Raw genomic sequence first — 20,866 nt, forward strand, 5'->3', positions numbered from 1 at the left:
TTTTATCTATCCACTGCACTCAAGCACCATCCGCGCTCTTGACCTTATCCGGGTCAGGCTTTTCGACTGACTCTATAAGTCCGGCTTCCAAGGCGCGATTGACGATATTTTCGATCCAGGCATCGTCGCGATTCGACGCAGGATCGAACTCGGACTTCAGGTCATTGTCGTAAATGGACGCCATGGTTTGCCAGAAAACGGCGTTGACTCCCCCGCGGTATTCCTTAATGATATCGTGTGTGGTTCGCCCCGTTTCGCGATTGACCAGCTTTACGAGCACTACGCCCTCGCTTCGAGTTAAAGTCTTCAGCGTGTCCTTGAAATTCTCGGACATATACTTCTGGATGTACTTGGCATATTTTCGCCGTTTTCTTCGGCGATCCTCACCCTCGAGTTCGGCCTCCATCCCGTACAGCTGCTCTGCCGCTTCTTTGGCGTAAGGCCACACCTTAAGCACTTTTCGGCGGAGAATGTAGTAATCGCGTCGGTCGTCGTAACTACTTAGGTCCGGTAATGCCGTGATCGTAACCTCTTGTAGCATGCTGATCTTCAAGGTGTCGTACCCACGCTCCTGATCGAGTAAAACGGAATCGGGTTGAGCCATTGCCGTTGAACGGCTCAAGAACAAAAGAAAACCAATGATGACTAAGGCTCTCACGATATAAAAACGCCCTTGAAAGGCCTATTATTGGAGGCGGTTACGCTTCCATTTCGACGCACTTGTTCCAGTCTCGGTGGCCGGTTTCAACATTTTTGATTGATTGGCGTGACGAATGAGTGCCGCTGCCACTATCGCCGCGATGGTCTCTTCATCACCTTCTGTGCGATCGAGCATTTGGGGCTCAAAGTACTTCTTAACGAAATGAGTATCGAAGTTTCCGCTCGTAAAAGCTTCGTGATTCATAACGAAAGCTCCGAACGACAAGGTGGTCTCTACACCTGAAATCTCGTAGTCGGCGATAGCTCTTTTCATTCGCTGGATCGCCTCGGTCCTATCTTTCCCATAAGTGACCAGTTTGGAGATCATCGGGTCGTAGTAGATAGGCACATCCATACCCTCTTCGAATCCGTCATCGACTCGAATACCCGGCCCTGCCGGACGTTTATACGTTTTCAATCGACCGATGTCCGGCAAAAAGTTGTTCTGAGGATTCTCGGCGTATACCCGCACTTCAACAGCGTGTCCAACCAATGGAATATCTTCCTGTGAATAACCTAACTCCTCCCCTCGAGCTACGCAGATCTGTTCGCGAACTAAATCGAATCCAGTGATCATCTCGGTAACGGGATGCTCCACCTGCAGACGAGTATTCATTTCGAGGAAGTAGAAATTTCGATCTTCATCGACCAAGAACTCCACAGTTCCAGCACTAACATACTTGCAAGCTCTGGCCACATCACATGCCGCTTCGCCCATTCGCTTGCGCATTTCTGGAGTCAAGATCGCCGATGGCGCTTCCTCCACGACTTTTTGGTGACGGCGCTGGATCGAGCATTCGCGCTCGTGGAAATACACCACATTTCCTTGCGTGTCGGCCATGATCTGAATTTCGATATGTCGAGGTCCGGCTACATACTTTTCAATGAATACCGCTCCGTTTCCAAAAGCACTTGTGGCCTCCGACACGGCCAACTCCATTTGCTCCAAGAACTCCGAACTTTCCTCTACGATGCGCATTCCTTTTCCCCCACCTCCGGCAGAAGCTTTGATCAAGATGGGAAACCCGATCTCCTCCGCGATCTTCTTCGCCGCTTCAATGTCTGAAATAGCTTCATCGGTACCCGGAACCATAGGAATATCGTAGCCTTTAACCGCAGCCTTGGCCGAAAGCTTATCACCCATAACTTCCATGGCTTCCGGTGATGGACCGATCAACGTAAGACCGGCATCGGTTACCTTTCGTGCGAACGCGGCATTCTCCGACAAGAACCCGTAGCCCGGATGGATGCCTTCGACACCGAGATCTTTGCAGATGGCAATGATCTTGTCCATATCCAAGTAACTCTGATTCGATGGCGGGGGTCCTACGCAAACGGCTTCATCGGCATAGCGTACGTGAGGAGCCTTTCGGTCGGCTTCACTGTAAATGGCTACTGTCGAAATCCCCATGTCCTTGGCTGTACGCATGACCCGCTGTGCAATTTCTCCTCGATTGGCTACTAAAATCTTCTTCATCACTTATTTTTTGATAAGGCGTACCACGCCCTGATACTGTTCACTTTCCCAACGAACTAAGTAGTTTCCCGCCGCTAAAGCACTCAAATCCCATTCCAACTCATGGCTTCCATTCACCCGGGCCTCACGGACGATTCGCCCATATAAATCGTACAGCTCGATTCGCTCAATTTGATCATTATTCTCCCAACGAATGGTTATGCGACCTGCGGTCGGATTTGGACCTATGGCAACCCATACATCATTAAGCTCACCTATCGACGCCGTGGCCGTTTGAAAACTCACATTTCCCCCATACCACTCTCCGGTAAAATCCTGAGCAAAAGCTCGGACGTAGTACTGGGTATTCGGTGAGAGTCCATTCATGGTCACATCGTGCTGACCCGTTCCTTGGCCATTGGACATCATTCCGGCATTTGTGTCAAGCGTCGGATCCATGACTAGATCCCATACGACACCGCGCGAAAAAATGAAATTACCTCCATCGCTGAGGATGTCGCCACCCGATGTAGCAGAAGTGGAAGTAATGTTAGATACTGGTAGCGTTACCAAATTGGGGCCCTCGATATCGCTCTGAGCGAATACTAAAAACGGAAGAGAAAAGGTAAGTGTGACAAGGAGTTTTTTCATCTCGGCTAATTTAGCTCGAAGATATAAAAAAGGGCTCCACGGAGGAAGCCCTTTTAGAACCTATTCAGGTTGCGCTATGTCTATCATCATCTTCATGATGACACTTCAAAGATGCAACCTATATGCCGAGTCGTGTTACAACCTCGTTGCAACATGTTGCACTATTGTTTCATGCCAAAACCTCCCTCACTTTGTCAGCAGCTTCTTGAAGCAGAATAGCTGACTCTACCTGTAGTCCACTGTTGTCGATGATGTCTTTAGCTTCTTCGGCATTAGTTCCCTGAAGACGCGCGATGATCGGAACATTGATATCTTCCATGTTGCGATAAGCATCAACGATACCCTGAGCCACTCGGTCGCACCGAACGATTCCTCCAAAGATGTTCACGAGTATGGCCTCGACATTCTCATCTTTCAAAATGATGCGGAAAGCATTCTCAACGCGCTTTGCATCGGCCGTTCCACCAACGTCGAGAAAGTTCGCAGGATTACCACCGGCTTGCTTGATAATGTCCATGGTCGCCATAGCTAGTCCGGCACCATTTACCATACATCCGACATTACCATCCAACTTAACGAAGTTCAAGCCGAACTCTCCGGCTTCAACCTCGGTCGGATCCTCCTCGCGCTTATCGCGCAATTCAGCGAGGTCTTTGTGACGGAACAAAGAATTTCCATCCAAAGTCACTTTAGCATCTACGGCCAATATCTTGTTGTCCGAGGTCTTGAGTACTGGGTTGATCTCAAACAAGCTCGAGTCGGCACCTGAGTATGCGTTCCATAAAGACATGGAAAACTTCACCATATTCTTGAATGCATCTCCTTCAAGTCCAAGGTTAAATGCAATACGACGTGCTTGGAAAGGCAACAAGCCCAATGCCGGGTCAATTTCTTCTTTGTGGATGAGCTCCGGAGTTTCTTCGGCAACTTGCTCGATATCCATTCCTCCCTCAGTAGAGTAAACGACCATATTGCGGCCCGTTTCGCGATTCAACAGAATCGACATATAGATCTCTGAAGTTTCGAATTCTCCCGGGTAATACACGTCCTCGGCGATCAAAACCTGATTGACCAACTTTCCTTCTGCCGAAGTTTGTGGCGTAACCAAATGCATGCCGATGATGTTCGACGCATGCTCGCGCACCTCATCCAAACTTTTAGCCAATTTAACACCACCACCTTTTCCGCGTCCACCAGCGTGAACCTGAGCTTTCACGACCCACCAAGAAGTGCCGGTTTGCTCCGTCATTTTCTTTGCCGCTTCCACTGCCTCGTCGGGAATACTTGCGACAATTCCTCGTTGAACGTTTACACCGTACGATGCTAGGATGTCTTTACCTTGATATTCGTGTAGATTCATCTGGAAATTTGTTTGAATGCACGGCAAAAGTACATCGTTAAGCCCAATTATCGAAAAACCCAGAGCGCCTTTAATCCATTAAGGTTACGTTAACGTTCTAATATGCCTATAGTCCTTACCTTTGCCCACTCGAGCTCCTTTGTCCTGGGCTCTTCAAATGTCCTTTAATGAAGTGGTCCGCCCTATTTTTAGTGCTTGCTGTGTCGCTGTATGTTTTTGCTCAATCGGGCGAACAAAAGCGCATTCAAGCAGTTCGAGTGGATTCGCCCCCGAAGATCGATGGAGATATTTCCGATGCCATCTGGCTATCCGCTCCAATTGCGACGGGTTTTACTGAGTTGGATCCGGACAATGGCGCTCCGCCTGCGGCGGGAATGGAAACTGAGGTGCGTATATTGTGCGATGACGACGCCTTGTACTTCTCGTTCAAAAACTTCGATATCCAACCCGACAGCGTTCTACGCGAACTTGGATCGCGCGATAGCCAAAACAAGAACGCGGATTACGTCGCCGTTTGGCTCAACCTTTACGCTGACGGTCAAAACGATATCAACTTTTTCCTTTCCGCCTCAGGAGTTCAAATGGACAGTCGGACTACTATTTACGGTGACGATCTCGCGTGGAACGCCGTATGGGAGAGGGCCGTTGAAATGACCGACTACGGCTGGAGTGCCGAATTCAAGATTCCCTACTACGCCCTGAGGATTCCAGAAACAGATGTGCTATGGGGGTTGAACATGGGCCGTTACGTTCGCCGCACAAGCAAACTGTATACATGGAATTTCATCGACAAATCATTCGGCACCTACGAACAACAAAATGGCCGCATCGAAGGGATCAGTAATATAGAACCTCAGGTTCGACTAAGCCTCATGCCGTACGTCTCCGGTTACCTCAACAATTACGACGGGTAAGCGAGTACCGACTACAATGCTGGATTAGACCTCAAGTACGGAATCAATAATGCCTTCACCTTGGACATGACCCTGGTCCCTGACTTTGGACAAGCTAAGCTCGACAACCAAGTACTGAATCTCTCAACTTTCGAAGTTCGATTTCAAGAAAACCGACAATTCTTTACAGAGGGAACCGAACTCTTTTCAAAAGGTGATTTCTTCTATTCCAGACGTGTCGGCGGTGTTCCATACGATGTTGGCAAGCTAGGCGCAATTGCTGATTATACGGGCGAAACAGTAGTGTCAAATCCCCTCCGGGCACGGGTGATCAATGCTACTAAGGTATCTGGACGGAACGCCCAAAAGCTCGGCGTTGGAGTCTTCAACGGAATCACGATTAATACATGGGCAACCCTCGAAGATTCGTTAGCTAATCAACGGGATGTACTCACCAACCCCACTTCAAATTACAATATGCTCGTTTTGGATCAGCTATACGGAGATAACAACTATGTCACCCTGGTCAATACCAATGTTCTGCGTCAAGGAGCCCAATACCACGACGCCAATGTAACGGGCCTTATGATTCGCCACCAAACCAAAAATTGTGAGGTCGTGGCTGAAGGTGATGTCCGCTCCGGCCAGTTGTTCTACGAGGATTCCGTTTCGGTGGGTTATTCGACCAACCTGCAGGTTATGCGCGGCCGTGGGCAGTACCGCTGGTATTTCGGTCATGAAATGTTGACCGACAAATACGATATCAACGACATGGGCTTCCTGACCAACAATAATGAGCTCAACCACTACGTAGGATTGAATTACCTCACCTTTGAATCTACTGATTGGTACAATAACCTTTTCGGGGATATCTATTTCTACCACGGCCTATTGCAAAACCCCGTGGCCTATCAATATGTGGGTATGGGAATGAATTATCGGCTTACCTTTAAAAACTTCCTGACCATTGGAGGTAATTTCGACACCGATATACGGGACCAGCACGATTACTTCGAGCCTAGAGAACCGGGCCGATACCTCATCCGTCCGGTAAGGACATACGCTGAGTTTTGGTATTCAAGTGATTACCGAAAACCCTTCGCGCTCGATTTTAGACTTGAACGAGCTTGGTATCAAGGCTTTGGGGCCAATGATTACGGTCTAACTGTATTGCCACGTGTGCGTGTAAACAATCACCTAAGCTTCGTATATCGTTTTCAGAATTTCTGGAATATCAATAATGTGGGCTGGGTAAACACAGAAGCGGACGGCGATATAATAATGGGTAAGCGTGACCGTACCACTATGATTAATCCGCTGACCGCCGACTACGTTTTTGACGAAAACACCTCTATCAACCTTATATTCCGCCATTATTGGTTCACTGCGGATTACAATGACTACGGAGCGCTCCAAGATGACGGTTCGGTAGTTTGGATGGGCGATTACAGCGAAAACTACGATGTCAACTTCAATGCTTGGAATATCGACCTCACGTTCTCCTGGTGGTTCGCCCCGGGTAGTCAAATGACATTCCTGTACCGACAAGCTATCCTATCATCAAATGGAGACCCCGAATTGGCCTTCGCAGATAATTTGCAGGACCTCTTTTGGCGTGAACAACAAAATAATTTTAGCTTGCGCCTCATCTATTGGCTCGATTACAACACCTTGATCCATAACAGAAAGAAATGATTCGCGCAGAGAATATTTTCAAATCCTACGACGACCTACGGGTTCTTAACGACGTTAGCCTGCACGTTAAAACCGGTGAAGTGGTGAGTATTGTTGGAGCAAGTGGCGCGGGTAAGACGACCCTCCTTCAAATCCTCGGAACGCTCGACAAACCCGATTCGGGCAGTGTCTATATTAATGACCAGCGCATCGATCAACTTGGCTCCAGAAAACTGAGCGATTTCCGAAATCGACACGTGGGATTCATCTTTCAGTTTCATCATCTCCTTCCCGAATTCACGGCCATCGAGAACATCTGCATGCCTGCTTTCATCCGCGAAGTACCAAGAGCGGCTGCAACTGAACGCGCTAAGGAACTCTTGGGATTCCTAGGCCTAACCTCACGAGCAGAACACAAGCCCGGCGAGCTGTCAGGCGGGGAACAACAACGCGTGGCCGTGGCCCGCGCTTTGGTGAATCATCCCGATGTGGTTTTTGCCGATGAACCCTCCGGTAACCTCGATAGCCAGAACGCTACGGAACTTCACGAACTCTTCTTTCGCCTTCGAGCCGAATTTGGGCAAACCTTCGTCATCGTCACTCATAATAAAGAGTTGGCCGAAATGGCCGACCGCACGTTACACATGATGGACGGCCGTATCGATCGCGACGAACCCCATGCATAAAACGGAACTCAAAGCATATCTCGACGAAAAGGTTGATCAGTACGAGCACCCGCGCTTCCTTCTCGACGATCCCATTCAAATTCCGCATCGTTTCTCCCTTCGGGAGGATGTGGAAGTCAGTGCTTTTTTCAGCGCCACGATTGCCTGGGGTCAACGCAAGACCATTATTCAAAACGCTTCTAGGTTGATTGAGCTCATGGGAAATAGCCCCTATGACTTCGTTATGGAACACAGAGAAGAACACCTCGATCGATTTTCAACTTGGTGCCACCGGACTTTTCAACCCGAAGACCTCGCCTACTTCCTTAAATCGCTCAGAGAGCTCTATCGCAAATTCGACACCTTGGAATCGGCCTTTCTCGATACCGATAACCCAACCCTCAAAAACGGCATTCATAATTTTCATCGAGAGTTCTTCACTTTTGATCCTCCGATACGCACACTCAAGCACGTAAGTGACCCATTCAAAGGATCAGCGGCCAAACGACTGAATATGTTCCTCCGTTGGATGGTTCGCCCGGCTGATCGAGGAGTGGATTTTGGTCTTTGGACCAACATTGAACCGGCACAGTTAAGTTGCCCACTCGATGTTCATAGCGGCAACGTTGCACGTAAACTCGGGCTACTCAAACGGAAGCAAAACGACTGGAAAAGCGTCGAAGAACTCGATACTACTCTGCGCCACTTCGACCCCAAAGACCCTGTCAAATACGATTTCGCCTTGTTCGGACTGGGGGTTTTCGAAAAGCTCTGAATGTCATTTCCGATACTTTTTCAATACAAATTCAGTCACAATAAAGGTTGTATTAACCGCCGTCCTTTTCCTTACCTTTGCCCCCAATGAAATTTGCACACCCCGAATTTCTTTACGCCCTTTCAGCACTGGCCATACCGGTGCTCATACATCTCTTCAATTTTCGTCGCTTTAAAACGGTCTACTTCACCAATGTTCGCTTTTTGCGCGAACTGCAGGAGCAAACCAAGCGTCAATCGCAGTTAAAACACTACCTCGTACTCCTGAGCCGCTTGCTTGCGATTACCTTTTTGGTGCTCGCTTTTGCAGGGCCCTATCGGGCCGATAAGGACCTTGATTCGGGTAGCGTGAATTTCGTTTCGCTGTATCTCGACAACTCGTTCAGCATGGACGGACAAAGCTCCGAAGGGCGGTTGCTGGACGTAGCAAAACAACGGGCGATCGAGGTCGTAGAAAGCTATGGTACCGCCGACAGGTTTCAAATCCTGACCAATGATTTTGAGGGACGCCATCAACGCTGGCTTACCCAAGAGTCCGTCATTGACGAAATCGAGCGAGTCGGGCTAAGCGAAAATGTCCGATCCCTTGAACAAGTCTATCGCCGCCAAGCCGACCTTCGGTCACAAGCCGCCGCCGATGCGCGCTATCAGCCACTATGGTTGAGCGATTTTCAGCGAAATTCGAGCGACCTTACCACGTGGCAACCCGATTCGGCATTTCCAGTGCGATGGGTGCGTTTTGAGCCCGAACTCGAACAAAACCTATTCATCGACAGCATCTCATTTGATCGCCCTTTACGCCAACCCGAGCAGAACGAGATTCTGCGAGTATGGATTGAATATACGGGCGAAGATTCCCGCGCTGATATCCCTTTGCGCTTGCTACTCAACGGACAGCAAAAGGCCTTAAGTACTTTCAGCATCGCACCCGGTGAACGGAAAGAGGTAGTCTTGAACTACCTCAACGGAGCGGCCGGAAACTATCGTGGCGAAGTACAACTCGAGGACTATCCCATTACGTTCGACGACCGATTCTTTTTCCAGTACCAAGTCCGGGAGCAAGTCTCCGTTCTCGAGATACACGAGGATGTTTACTCAGCCAGCCCGTTGGCCATGCTCTTTGAACGGATGGAATTTCAATACGAAAGAACCTCTATTCAGGCCATCGACTACGCTCGTTTGGGGAACTTCGACTTGGTCATCCTGAATTACCCGAAACAACTCCCGACCGGGTTGGCCGGTGAACTCAACCGCTTCATGGAACAAGGCGGATCCGTGGCACTATTTGCAGGCACGGAGAGTAATTACCTCGAACTTTTAGGAAACCTGGGGCTGGGCAACGCTTTGAAGGATACGGTAAAGCTAAATAAGATCGAATACCGGCACCCGCTGTTCGCCGATGTCTTCGAAGCTCAACCCGAACGTATGGATTTCCCTACTGTATTTGAATACCGCCCGGCTGTCATCGCGCCGCAGGCGGAAATCCTTATGGAAATGGAGAACGGACTCCCCTTCCTATACCGATTGCCAAAAGAAAACGGTAGCCTTTTCGTCTTTGTGACCGATCTACAGAATGCATCGGGCAACTTTCCACGTCATGCGCTATTCCCTACCACCCTGTACAACCTTGCGTATTTAAGCGTTCCCGAACCCGCTCCGTATTACACTTTGGTGCGAACCGATATGATCGAACTCCGTGGAATCGTGGACCCTACGGAAAACAGCGACATTCCGTTCCATTTGGCGGGTCAAGAAAGTAACAGCATTCCAGGGCAGCGCATTCAACAAGGGAACTTACTGCTCGAAACCTTTGAATCCGTTGAGGACGCCGGGTGGTACTCGCTACAACGAGCTGATAGCACCTACGGGTACCTGGCCTTTAATTACGATCGAACGGAAAGCGACCCAACGGTATGGACCGATGAAGAGCTCGACATCGCCTTGGCTCAATGGCCCGATCAAGCCCGCAACCGATATTCCGGGGAACGAACACAACTGGCTGGCGTCATGCAAAAAGATGCGGTCGGTCATTCGTATTGGAAACTGTGTATTCTCTTAACTTTGTTATTCGTACTCGTTGAAGTACTACTGCTAAAATTCTGGAAGAGATGAAAATAATGCTGCGCTCCGTGCAGGTCATCGACCCGCAATCACCCTGGAACGGTAAATCCGTGGATGTGGAATTAAAAAACGGACGCGTTAGCGCTATTGACAAAAAGCTTCAGCTCTTAGACGGATTCAAGGAAATCAAAGCCAAAGGACAGTGTTTGTCCCCCGGCTGGTTCGACCTGCACGCTGATTTCGCAGAACCGGGAAACGAATGGCGCGAAGATATCAGTACCGGTGCTGAAGCAGCTGCGCGTGGGGGATTTACAGGAGTTGCGCTGAGCCCACTGACCGATCCGGTAATCGACAATAAGGCCGGTGTCGAATACTTCACCCGTCGATCTGATGACACCGTGGTTGAACTATTCCCCAAAGGCACCCTCACCGTTGGAGCCCGGGGAGAACAGATGGCCGAGCTATTCGATATGCATCGCAGCGGAGCCGTTGCTTTTACAGACGATACTCACGCCGTACAAAATCCCAACCTCATCAAACTCGGATTGCTCTACACACGCGATTTTAATGGAATCGTCATGAGCTTCCCCCACGAGCCCAATATTTGTGGCAAAGGCGTCATGAACGAGGGCGAAAACAGCACGTACCTCGGGCTAAAAGGAATGCCAAAAATGGCCGAGGAGATCATGGTCCAGCGCGAGATCGACCTCGCCGAATATACGGGCGGACGACTTCATCTGCGCACCATCACAACCGCCCGAAGCGTGGAGCTTATCCGCAGAGCTAAGGACCGCGGCTTCAATATCACCGCCGACGTTTCCGTAGCTCACCTGCTCTTCTCAGATGGTGAACTGCGCGAATACGATACGCGATGGAAAGTTATGCCTCCCTTACGGGAGGATTCAGACCGCCGCGCCTTGCTTCAAGGTCTTCGCGATGGAACCATCGATGCGGTCAGTACAGACCACAGCCCTCAGGACATCGAAACCAAGAAGTGTGAGTTTGACCTCGCGAGTTTCGGTATGATCGCTCTTCAAACGGCCTATCCTCTTTTGAAGCAGAACCTGAGCGACGAAGAGATCGTTCGTTACCTCGGCGTTCAATCGCGCCAAGTCATCGGAATGGAAGCACCTGTTATCGATATTGACAACGAAATCAATTTCACCCTTTTCGACCCAGCCGCGAAATGGACGTGGACCGAAAATGAGGCGGCATCAAAATCAAAGAACTCCCCACTTTTTGGCAGGGAGTTCTCTGGAAAGGTCGTGGGCGTTTTCCGAGGAAAACACTCCGTTCAGTTTTAAATTACCGCTTAACGAATGATTTGGTCTTGACGTAACCATTTGCCGTTAACACCAATTGATACGTTCCGGGGGCTAAACCACTGACGTTGAGTCGCGCTTTGTTGTTTCCCGCATCTTGTTGGCCTAAAGAGGTCGTCATGACCGTTCGGCCCATTATATCGACAACAGCTACTTCAGCATTTCTACTTTGCACCAAGTCGAAATCGACTACGAGCTCTTCAGCGGTCGGATTCGGGTAAACGTTGAAATACGTCACATCCTCTTCTGCAAGGCCAATGCTGGTAGATTTCCAGATCTCCAAGTCGTCAATCGCCGCTTCAACTACTGCTCCCGGATCAAAGTCAGAGGCAACGAAACGAACACTCACCGTCGAGTTTGGAGTGACATAGTCGCTCACGCGGTGAACGGCACGTCGCCAGCTAGCATCCCAAGCACGGGTATTTTCGATCTCGACCCAAGTAGTACCACCGTCATTGGAAATATACACGATCCACGGATCCGTTCCGGGGTTACTTCCAGAATTATTCGAGAACCATCTGTAGTATGAGATGATCGGATCTGAATAACCGGTCAAATCAAACTCAGGTGAAATGAGCGTGGTCTCTCCACCGTCCACGTCATCTTGTGTAAATACTCCACCGCCGTTGTTTCCAGTAACGGCACAGATAAAGCCTCCTTGTGTATTCTGACTTCCTGGCTGTACAAAGCCAAGCGACATATCATTGCTCGCATAGGTTGGATCCGGAACATCAATGATCCACTGACCGGTAGTAGCACCGTCGGTTGGCAGTCCCTCGATCCAGCTTCCCTGAGTAAAGTCAAAATCCTCGATGTGCATTTGGTTGAAGCCCACCAAGATGTTGTACGCTAGGTTACGTTGCAAAGGATCTTGTTCAATTGCCTTTGAAGGCGATTCAAGAGCAGCCAATCCATTGGCATCATCTACGGTCACGAAGTACTCAACGATCGTTCCCGCAGGTTGACCCGGAATTTGGCCTTCGTACGTAATGCCCGAAGTATTCGCCATTGGGGTCGTCATCCACGGTCCGGTTTGATTGAGGCGATAGTGAGCCGTTACACCACCAAAATACTGGCTGAATTGAACGTTCACCTGAGCACTCAAGTCAATGGCCGCGTTGATCGCCGCATTCGAAACAGGAGAATGGGTTAGGTCCCTGATTCCCATCAAAGCGATTCCATGATCATTGAAGCCTTGTGTTATACCGAACCCGTTTGGTGTACCGTTCGTGATATCATTATCTCCCCCATTCGCGGGAACATCGTCGGCCAGCAGAGTCTCAACCAGCACGTCGTAGTACAGCTGTCCGGTTCCGCTCAAAGTATGAGGTTGCATCGGCAAACCAAACCAACCTTGCGTCCATATCTTTGTTAACGAATCCATGGAGATTCCGGTATAGCGGAAGCTGTCCCAGAACGATCCCGCAATGATCTCACCATCATTGTGCACCTGACCGCTCCAATCGTCCGGATATACCTTTATACCTTGGTCATAACGGCGAATTGAGCTTGCAGTATCGCCAGGTGTGAGTCCTTGAGCCAACAAGCTGTCTTGGGTGATCGAAATTCCCCAGATATCGGCGTAACCTTCGTTCATTCCTCCGTTCGAAAAAGACAGTCCATGCGAAGAGTAAAAACGCCCATTGATCCCATGACCGTACTCGTGATAAACTACATCCTTTACTTGAGCAAGGGAGTAACAGCTCGTCGCCGCTGTGAAGAAATTAATTGAACTTCCGTTGTAATATGCGTTGCACTCGTGTGGAGTGATCTCGATGTTACACGGCAAAGGAAGATCGAGTCCCGTGAAATTGGGGAAATACTTCTTCATGTGGTCGTGAACCAAATCGGTGTGGTAATAAGCCGCACGGGCTTCAACGGTAAACAGATCGCTGATGTCCAAGGTATCACTCGAAGGTGTCAGGCTCAAGGTACTCGACGATACCGGCAAAATAAGGGGATCTTCTCGAACCGATACCCAATGGCCGCGGAGTTTAATAATGGCCGCGGACGGACTCGCCAATGGCGCTACCAAATCACCGTTATCGTCGGTCTGGTAGGTCGTTCCGTCAACCTCTACCTCTACACGGATGAACGGCTCGTTGGTTTCGGGTTGAAATACCTTCTCGGTGCGAACATTTCCACGAATATGGGTCGTGTCAGTTGTGAATTGATGCACCTGATTTTCTCTGTAGAGCACAGTTCCATCGTTCACATCGACATAGGTCGTGTAAATGGCCGGAATTCCTTGCTGTGCATGAACGGTGATCTCCGCGATCTTGTGGTACTCATAAGCCCCTTCTACCGGAAGTGGATATATGAAGTAACCTTCAACTTCTGCTTCGGTGACGGTAGGCAGACCCGCCGAGGCAGCAGCGGTCAATGCGCCCTCCGAAAGTTCGCTTCCGCCCGAGAGGGCGATATTCGGATGAATATCGAGACCCAACAACACCAGGCGGCCGTCTTTGGTGAATTTTAGATCGGCCCGCGCATTCTTAACCAACAAGCCCTGATGACGTTGCTGCAAGATCAAGTGATCGTATGCCGCCGTTTCGGTCTTGGTTAGGAATTCGAGCTCCCCCATCGGCAAGCCTGCACTTTGAAAAGTCTGATTCAAAAAGTTCAAGGCCGTTGATTCATCCGCATTCCCCACGAAAAATGGAGTTCCGAACGCGCGATGCGGCAAGCCTGTACGCTCGTCGAAACGGGCTATCCAATCAGGATGATCAGCGGTGAAACTCTGCCACACGGGGCCATTCTGTAAAGCCTTTTGAACTTGTACGTTGGGTAATTGATGGTCGTAAAGGTATCCGATACGATAGGGGTCGATGTCGTGATCTCCTCCGGCTACGGCTGTAAAAGTCGCCGCCATAGCCAAGAAGAAGTTCAGTAAAAGCCTCTTATTCATGTAGTTCTATTTGGGTTAATGAATTGCCAAGATACAACCTATCCGGCACTCTATTAGTTCAATACGACCGATTTTGGCTCGAGGTTGGCGAAATCAGAATTGAAGTTCTAAACCGTCGTGGGCCAGATGTGCAAATTCCGGCAAACCGCGTTCCACATCGGCATGTCTTCCAAGCTGGTGGCTGATATGAGTAAAATAAGCCCGCTCTACTCCAATGCTCTCGACTTGTTGCAGAGCTTCGTCCAACGTAAAATGACTGTAGTGGGGCTCGTACCGCAAAGCGTTCAACACCATCGCCTTACTTCCCTTTATTTTTTTCTGCGCCTGCGGCGCGATGTGGTTGGCGTCGGTTATGTAGGTGAAGTCGTCGAAGCGGAACCCATAAGTTTGCAGGTCGCGATGCATCACGGAAATCGGCACGATCCGATGCCCTTTGATCTCGAACGGCTCATCGGCCAATCGCTCAAAATGGATCGAAGGTACACCCGGATAATCGCCAAAGGCATAGCCAAAGCGGGTTCGTAGATCCTCTTCGGTATGATCCGAGGCATATAAAGGCATAGAGCCTTTTTGAAAGTAGTTGAACGCCCTTACATCGTCAAGCCCGGCCACATGATCGGTATGCTCGTGAGTATAGAGCACGGCATCGAGCCTTTTCACCCCGGCTCGAAGCATTTGATAGCGGAAATCAGGCCCCGTATCAACCACTACCCTACAATCGTCCCATTCGATCAATATCGACGAACGCAATCTTTGATCTCTCGGGTCGTTGGAACCACAAACGGAACAATCACAACCGATCATTGGTATACCTTGAGAAGTACCTGTGCCGAGAAACGTGATTTTCATGCTAGTAATTTATGATAAATAGATAGGGTCTTATACCTTTGTTCAAACGCACGCGTCAAATATGGACCGAATCATTCTCCCGACCAAGCAGAAGGCTCTGCAAATAAACCTCGACTCCGATATCTACGGTACTTTCGCAGAAATCGGGGCGGGACAGGAAGTCGTGCGACACTTCTTCCGCGCCGGTGGCGCCTCCGGGACCATCGCAAAGGCCATGAGTGCCTACGACAAAGACTTTTCCGATGCGATCTACGGGAAAGGTTCAGATGGTCGTTATGTGACCGAGGTTCGTCTGCGTCAAATGCTGAAGCAGGAATATGGCCTCATGGTCGAGCGCCTCGATCGCAAGAAATTCCCGACCAAGCGTTTTTTTGCTTTTTCGGATACCATTGCCACGATCAATTTCGCCAAGACCTTCAAAGGCCATGGATGGCTGGGGATTCGGTTCCAAATTGAGCCGAATACCGAACCTTCAGAGATCGTAGTGCATATTCGCATGCACGAGAATAACGCGCGTTCGCAACAAGAGAGCATTGGAGTACTCGGTGTTAACTTGATCTACGGTGCATATTACTTCTATCGCGACCCCAAGAAGTTACTCATGTCGTTGTACGACAACCTTAGTCGCGAGCAAATCGAGATCGACATGATCAACTTCCTCGGCCCCATGTTCGAGAAGGTCGACAACCGACTCATGAGCTTGCAGTTAGTGAAGAACGGTATGACCGACGCCGTGATCTTTGGACCGGACGGAAAAAACATTCAGCCATCCGATCTACTCTACAAAAAGAATATCCTCACCCTGCGCGGTTCTTTCAGACCCGTGACCAAGGTGAATATCGACATGATCAAGAACGGCTATAAGCTGTTCGTGAAGACCAAAAGAGTTCAAAAAGAAAAGCTTCAGGTACTCTTTGAGATCACGCTTCACAACCTCAGTATGGATGGGTCACTCGATGAGCAAGACTTTATCGATAGAGCCGACATTCTCTGCAGCTTGGGACAAACCGTATTGATCTCCAACTACCAGGAATACTACAAACTAGTCGAGTACTTCTCGCGCTTTACCAAAGCGCGAATGGGACTCATCATGGGTGTGAACAACCTATTGGATATCTTCGACGAAAGTTACTACCGCGACCTCAGCGGAGGTATCATGGAAGCTTTTGGAAAACTCTTCAACCGAGACCTCAAAGTATTCTTATACCCTTATCAACCGAATAAGGAGGAGCCATTGCTCAACAGTAAGAATCTCAAGGTTCACCCGCGCTTGAAGCCGCTTTATCAGTACCTGCTCTACAACCGCCGTATCGAGGATATCGAGAATTTCGACCCCGAGATACTTCAGATTTTCTCTCCGGCCGTACTCAGCATGATTCGCGAAGGAGAACCCGGCTGGGAAAAGATGATACCGCCATACGTCGACAACATCATCAAAGACAAAAAGCTCTTTGGTTATAAGCCCGTAAAGGAAGAAGTAGAGAGCGAATAATTATTCGTTGTACAACCTTACGATCTGATCAACGGCGTAATCGACCTCCTCAGGAGTATTGTATCGGCTAAAACTCAAGCGAACAGAAGGCCGCTCGGCCGGACTCCCAATGGCGGTTAGTACGTGAGAACCTACATTACTTCCCGATGAACAGGCGCTTCCTCCCGAGACACAAATACCGAGAATATCCAGATTGAACAGGAGCATCGAGCTCGCATCGTTTTCCGGTAAACAGGCATTCAAGACCGTGTAGAGGCTGCGCTCCAAATTAGCGCTGTCGCCATTGAAACGAACGCCTTCGATTCCGGCTCGTAATCCGTCGATAGCTCTTTGCTTAAGTCCCTCAACATGTTTGCGGTGCCCGTCCAAATCGCCGTAAGCGAGCTCCATGGCTTTTGCCAGCCCTACGATACCATAAACGTTTTCGGTTCCACCGCGCATGTTGCGCTCTTGAGCACCCCCGTGAATGAACGGCTCTTGTGCAAGCCCTTTGCGGATGTACAAGAATCCGGCTCCTTTTGGGCCGTGGAGTTTATGAGCCGCGCATGTAATGAAGTCCACTTCGGTATTGGCCAGGTCAAAACTGTAATGGGCCATGGACTGAACGGTATCCGAGTGGAAAAAAGCACCGCGTTTACGGCACATACGCCCGACCTCCTCCAATGGAAGTAGGTTTCCGATTTCGTTGTTGGCATGCATCAAGCTTACCAAGATCTTTTTGTCACTATCGGCCAATAGCCGATTGAGATCAGCTAAATCTACGTGGCCGAGCTCGTCGAGTTTTACGTGAACGACCTCTACTTCGCCATGAGCGCCGAGGTGATCTACGGTATGCAATACGGCATGGTGCTCTACGGCACTCGAAATAATGCGACGCACACCGTGATCTCGAACGGCACAATGGATCGCCATGTTATCGGCTTCGGTACCACCCGATGTAAAGAAGATCTCTCCCGGACTACAATTCAAGAATTTCGCGATCTGTTTGCGCGCCATTTCAACCTTTGATCGCGTTTCGCGCCCCTTGTGATGGGTTGAACTCGGATTACCAAAACAATCGCGCATGATCGATACCATCGCGTCCACGACCTCCGGGGCCATAGCAGTAGTAGCAGCGTTATCGAGATAGACTTTCATAGGGTTCAGGTTAAGGCCAATAATTCGGTACGGAATCTGTCGGCCAGTGCTTTCGCGTTTTCAGCCGTCCCACTTTCGGAATACACCCGAATAATGGGCTCCGTATTCGACTTGCGCAAATGTACCCACTCTTTCGGAAAATCGATCTTTACGCCGTCGATGGTCGTTGGTGACAACTCCGCATACTTTTCGGCCATCTGCGCCAATAACCCATCAACGTCCATTCCGGCCGCTAACTGGATCTTTTGCTTGCTCATGAAATAGCTTGGATACGAAGCCCGGAGCTCCGTCATTTTTTTTCCGCCTGCGGCGAGATGGGTAAGGAACAGGGCCACGCCAACTAATGCGTCACGCCCGTAGTGCAGTGCGGGTAATATGATGCCTCCATTCCCCTCTCCACCGATAGTGGCATTGGTTTCTTTCATGGCCTTGACCACATTCACCTCTCCCACTGCTGAGGCCTTATAGCTTTGTCCGTGCATTTCAGTGACATCGCGCAACGCTCGCGATGAAGACATATTACTGACGGTATTTCCCGGATGTATCTTCAAATAATGGTCGGCACAAGCAACTAAGGTGTACTCCTCACCAAACATGGAACCGTCTTCCGAAATAAAGGCCAGTCGATCCACATCCGGATCTACCACGATCCCGAGATCGCAGCCTTCCTGAACTACAGTTTCACTCAAGTCGGTCAAATGCTCGGCCAAGGGTTCCGGATTGTGCGGGAAATGGCCGGTCGGCTCACAGTACAAAGCCGTTACCTTGCGCACACCCAAAGCCTCCAACAACCTCGGAATGGCGATTCCGCCCGTGGAATTCACCCCATCGACCGCAATGGAGAAATCGGCTTGGCGAATGGCCTCTACATCGACCCCATCGAGCTTGAGCACTCGATCGATGTGGCGATCGATGTAGTCGTTCTTTTTCTCTACTTCGCCCAATTCAAGCACGGGAGCGTAATCGAAGTCTTCAGCTTCTGCGAGCCGAAGAACCTCTGCTCCGGCTTCGGCATCCAGGAACTCGCCCGCACTGTTGAGCAGCTTCAAGGCATTCCATTCAATAGGATTATGACTCGCTGTTAATATGATTCCCCCATCGGCATTTTCGAGGGGCACGGCGACCTCCACGGTTGGGGTTGTACTGAGTCCAAGGTCGATCACATCGATTCCGACCGAGCGCAAACTCGCTACTACGAGATCTTGTACCACGGGTCCGCTGATTCGGCCGTCGCGCCCAACGACCACACGAGGACGTGAACTGACAACTTGTCGCTTGATCATCGTGCCGTAGGCACTAGCGAATTTTACCGCGTCTACAGGGGTTAAATTGTCGGAAACAGTGCCTCCAATGGTGCCGCGGATTCCGGAAATGCTTTTTATTAAAGGCATGGAATGAAATTTGCTCGGCCAAAGATAGAAGTTCGAACATGCTTTTCCATATCGTGTTGTTAAGAACTTTGGATAATTAGACGGACATTTGCACCCGATTTGGGGTATTTTCGGAGAAACGAGTAACCTCCGACAGTTTATGGACTACGAAGAATACGAAGCGACCGAGGAGTTGATTGAGCGGTTTGAGGAGATGTTGAAGAACGACTTGGTGGTCTTTTTCGACGTTCACGAATTCGAAGCGCTGGCCGATCATTACATGATGACAGGCAGCCTTAAGAAAGCTCTATTAACGACTAAGTACGGCGTACAGCAGCATCCGAATGCGGTGAGTTTACCCTTGAAAAGGGCTCAGCTTTTGGCGGCTTATAACAGGACCGATGAGGCACTGCACGAATTGAATCGTGCGGAGGGGCTAGACCCGTACAACGAGGAGCTATATATTTCGCGCGGAATGATCTTTTCCAAGAAAGGACTTGCTCATCAGGCCATTCGCATGTTCGAACGAGCCTTGGAGCTTGCCGACACGCCACCGGCCGATGTGTACATGCTGCTCGGAAATGAATATCAGAACTTAAAGCAATACGAAGAGGCGATCGAATTCTACAAGCTCGCATTACACGAGGACGGAGAAGATGAGCTCGCATTGTACAATATCGCATACTGCTACGACCTTATAGGCAACAATCGCTACAGCATCGAATTCTTTCAGGAGTTTCTCGAAGAGAACCCCTATTCGGAGATCGGTTGGTATCAATACGCCGTGAGCTGGCATAACGAGGGTATTCTCGACGAAGCTTTGAGCACCGTTGAGTATTCCATATTGATCGACGATGGGTTTGCCGCTGCTTACCACGAAAAGGCCTCGATCCTCGAAGACATGGAGGATTACGAGCAGGCCATCAATGTGTACAAAGAACTCATAGAGCTCGATTCGCCTACGGGCATTTCCTACCTCAAGATCTCGAACATTTACAAGCGTATGGGTAACCCCCGTGCTGCTTTGGTGTACTCAATAAAAGCCACTCACGAAGATCCACAGCTCGACGAAGCTTGGATGGAGCGCGGATTGCTGCTCGATGAAATTGGCAAGCTCTCAGAAGGCATTTACTTCATACGCAAAGCAACGGAGTCGATGCCGGACAATGTCGACTATCAATTCATTTGCGGAACCTCGAATCGCAAAATGGGCTTTTTAGGTGAGGCAAAAGAGAATTTCCAAAAGGTCCTTGACCTCGGACATATAGAGCCTAGAGTTTGGATAAATTACGCCGATCTCATGATCGAACTGGAAGAATACGAGCGCGCCATGCAATTGCTTTCGAAGGGAATCGAATTGAACCCCGAAGATGCCTCGTTGAACTTCACTTATGCGGGCTATCTCTTCCTGATCGGATCGGGTGAAGAAGCGGCCGGATTCCTCGAAAATGCCTTACATTTGGACAGTGAAGTCGGACCCGAATTCCTTCAACACTTTCCGCTGTTGACAGAGAATGAACAGGTTCAGGCCTTGTTGAACAAGTATCAAAGCTAA

General features: G+C 49.7%; 16 protein-coding genes. 8 read left to right on the top strand and 8 right to left on the bottom strand.

Going from position 1 to position 20,866, the window contains the following annotated elements; all coding sequences use genetic code 11:
* Positions 1-19 precede the first annotated feature (19 nt).
* The 4 genes from J4F31_03655 to sucC all read right to left on the bottom strand — a co-directional run bounded on the left by J4F31_03655 (position 20) and on the right by sucC (position 4,166).
* Positions 20-658: a DUF4294 domain-containing protein gene (locus J4F31_03655; GenBank protein ID MCE2495667.1), complete on the bottom strand. Its 639-nt coding sequence runs from the start codon at positions 656-658 to the stop codon at positions 20-22.
* 27 nt (positions 659-685) lie between these two features.
* A complete protein-coding gene (gene accC, locus J4F31_03660) occupies positions 686-2,176 on the bottom strand; it encodes an acetyl-CoA carboxylase biotin carboxylase subunit (protein ID MCE2495668.1) in 1,491 nt (496 codons plus the stop codon).
* 3 nt (positions 2,177-2,179) lie between these two features.
* Complete coding sequence (locus J4F31_03665) at positions 2,180-2,806, bottom strand: T9SS type A sorting domain-containing protein (protein MCE2495669.1); 627 nt, start codon at positions 2,804-2,806, stop codon at positions 2,180-2,182.
* 169 nt (positions 2,807-2,975) lie between these two features.
* Positions 2,976-4,166 carry an ADP-forming succinate--CoA ligase subunit beta gene (gene sucC, locus J4F31_03670; GenBank protein ID MCE2495670.1) on the bottom strand — a complete coding sequence of 397 codons (1,191 nt, stop codon included), beginning with the start codon at positions 4,164-4,166 and terminating at the stop codon, positions 2,976-2,978.
* Between the two features lie 167 nt (positions 4,167-4,333).
* Between sucC and J4F31_03675 the strand changes: the two genes are divergently transcribed.
* From J4F31_03675 to J4F31_03700, 6 genes are all read left to right on the top strand, one after another.
* Positions 4,334-5,080 carry a carbohydrate binding family 9 domain-containing protein gene (locus tag J4F31_03675; GenBank protein ID MCE2495671.1) on the top strand — a complete coding sequence of 249 codons (747 nt, stop codon included), beginning with the start codon at positions 4,334-4,336 and terminating at the stop codon, positions 5,078-5,080.
* A 66-nt stretch (positions 5,081-5,146) separates the two neighbouring features.
* Positions 5,147-6,754, top strand: coding sequence for a hypothetical protein (locus tag J4F31_03680; protein MCE2495672.1), 1,608 nt, complete (start codon positions 5,147-5,149; stop codon positions 6,752-6,754).
* Positions 6,751-7,419 (top strand): ABC transporter ATP-binding protein, encoded by a 669-nt coding sequence (locus tag J4F31_03685; protein ID MCE2495673.1) that lies wholly within the window; start codon positions 6,751-6,753, stop codon positions 7,417-7,419. The genes J4F31_03680 and J4F31_03685 overlap by 4 nt, the downstream gene beginning before the upstream one ends.
* A complete protein-coding gene (locus J4F31_03690; GenBank protein ID MCE2495674.1) occupies positions 7,412-8,173 on the top strand; it encodes a TIGR02757 family protein in 762 nt (253 codons plus the stop codon). The genes J4F31_03685 and J4F31_03690 overlap by 8 nt, the downstream gene beginning before the upstream one ends.
* A gap of 86 nt (positions 8,174-8,259) precedes the next feature.
* A complete protein-coding gene (locus J4F31_03695; protein ID MCE2495675.1) occupies positions 8,260-10,284 on the top strand; it encodes a BatA domain-containing protein in 2,025 nt (674 codons plus the stop codon).
* Entirely contained in the window at positions 10,281-11,537 is a 1,257-nt protein-coding gene (locus tag J4F31_03700) for a dihydroorotase (protein MCE2495676.1), read from the top strand. Before J4F31_03695 ends, J4F31_03700 begins: the two co-directional genes overlap by 4 nt.
* Before the next feature lies 1 nt (position 11,538).
* On the opposite strand, the gene J4F31_03705 is transcribed toward J4F31_03700, so the two are convergent.
* A complete protein-coding gene (locus J4F31_03705) occupies positions 11,539-14,463 on the bottom strand; it encodes a T9SS type A sorting domain-containing protein (protein ID MCE2495677.1) in 2,925 nt (974 codons plus the stop codon).
* A 93-nt stretch (positions 14,464-14,556) separates the two neighbouring features.
* On the bottom strand, positions 14,557-15,312 hold the full coding sequence (locus tag J4F31_03710; protein ID MCE2495678.1) for an MBL fold metallo-hydrolase: 756 nt from the start codon (positions 15,310-15,312) through the stop codon (positions 14,557-14,559).
* Between the two features lie 61 nt (positions 15,313-15,373).
* Here J4F31_03710 and J4F31_03715 point away from each other — a divergent pair, with 61 nt between their 5' ends.
* Complete coding sequence (locus tag J4F31_03715) at positions 15,374-16,804, top strand: TonB-dependent receptor (protein MCE2495679.1); 1,431 nt, start codon at positions 15,374-15,376, stop codon at positions 16,802-16,804.
* On the opposite strand, the gene J4F31_03720 is transcribed toward J4F31_03715, so the two are convergent.
* Both J4F31_03720 and glmM read right to left on the bottom strand, forming a co-directional pair.
* Entirely contained in the window at positions 16,805-17,941 is a 1,137-nt protein-coding gene (locus tag J4F31_03720) for a cysteine desulfurase (GenBank protein ID MCE2495680.1), read from the bottom strand.
* Between the two features lie 5 nt (positions 17,942-17,946).
* Entirely contained in the window at positions 17,947-19,332 is a 1,386-nt protein-coding gene (glmM, locus tag J4F31_03725; protein ID MCE2495681.1) for a phosphoglucosamine mutase, read from the bottom strand.
* A gap of 139 nt (positions 19,333-19,471) precedes the next feature.
* On the opposite strand from glmM, the gene J4F31_03730 reads away from it, so the two are divergent.
* Positions 19,472-20,866, top strand: a complete 1,395-nt coding sequence (locus tag J4F31_03730) for a tetratricopeptide repeat protein (GenBank protein ID MCE2495682.1) — start codon at positions 19,472-19,474, stop codon at positions 20,864-20,866.

The organism is Flavobacteriales bacterium (assembly GCA_021296215.1).
GTDB lineage: Bacteria > Bacteroidota > Bacteroidia > Flavobacteriales > ECT2AJA-044 > ECT2AJA-044.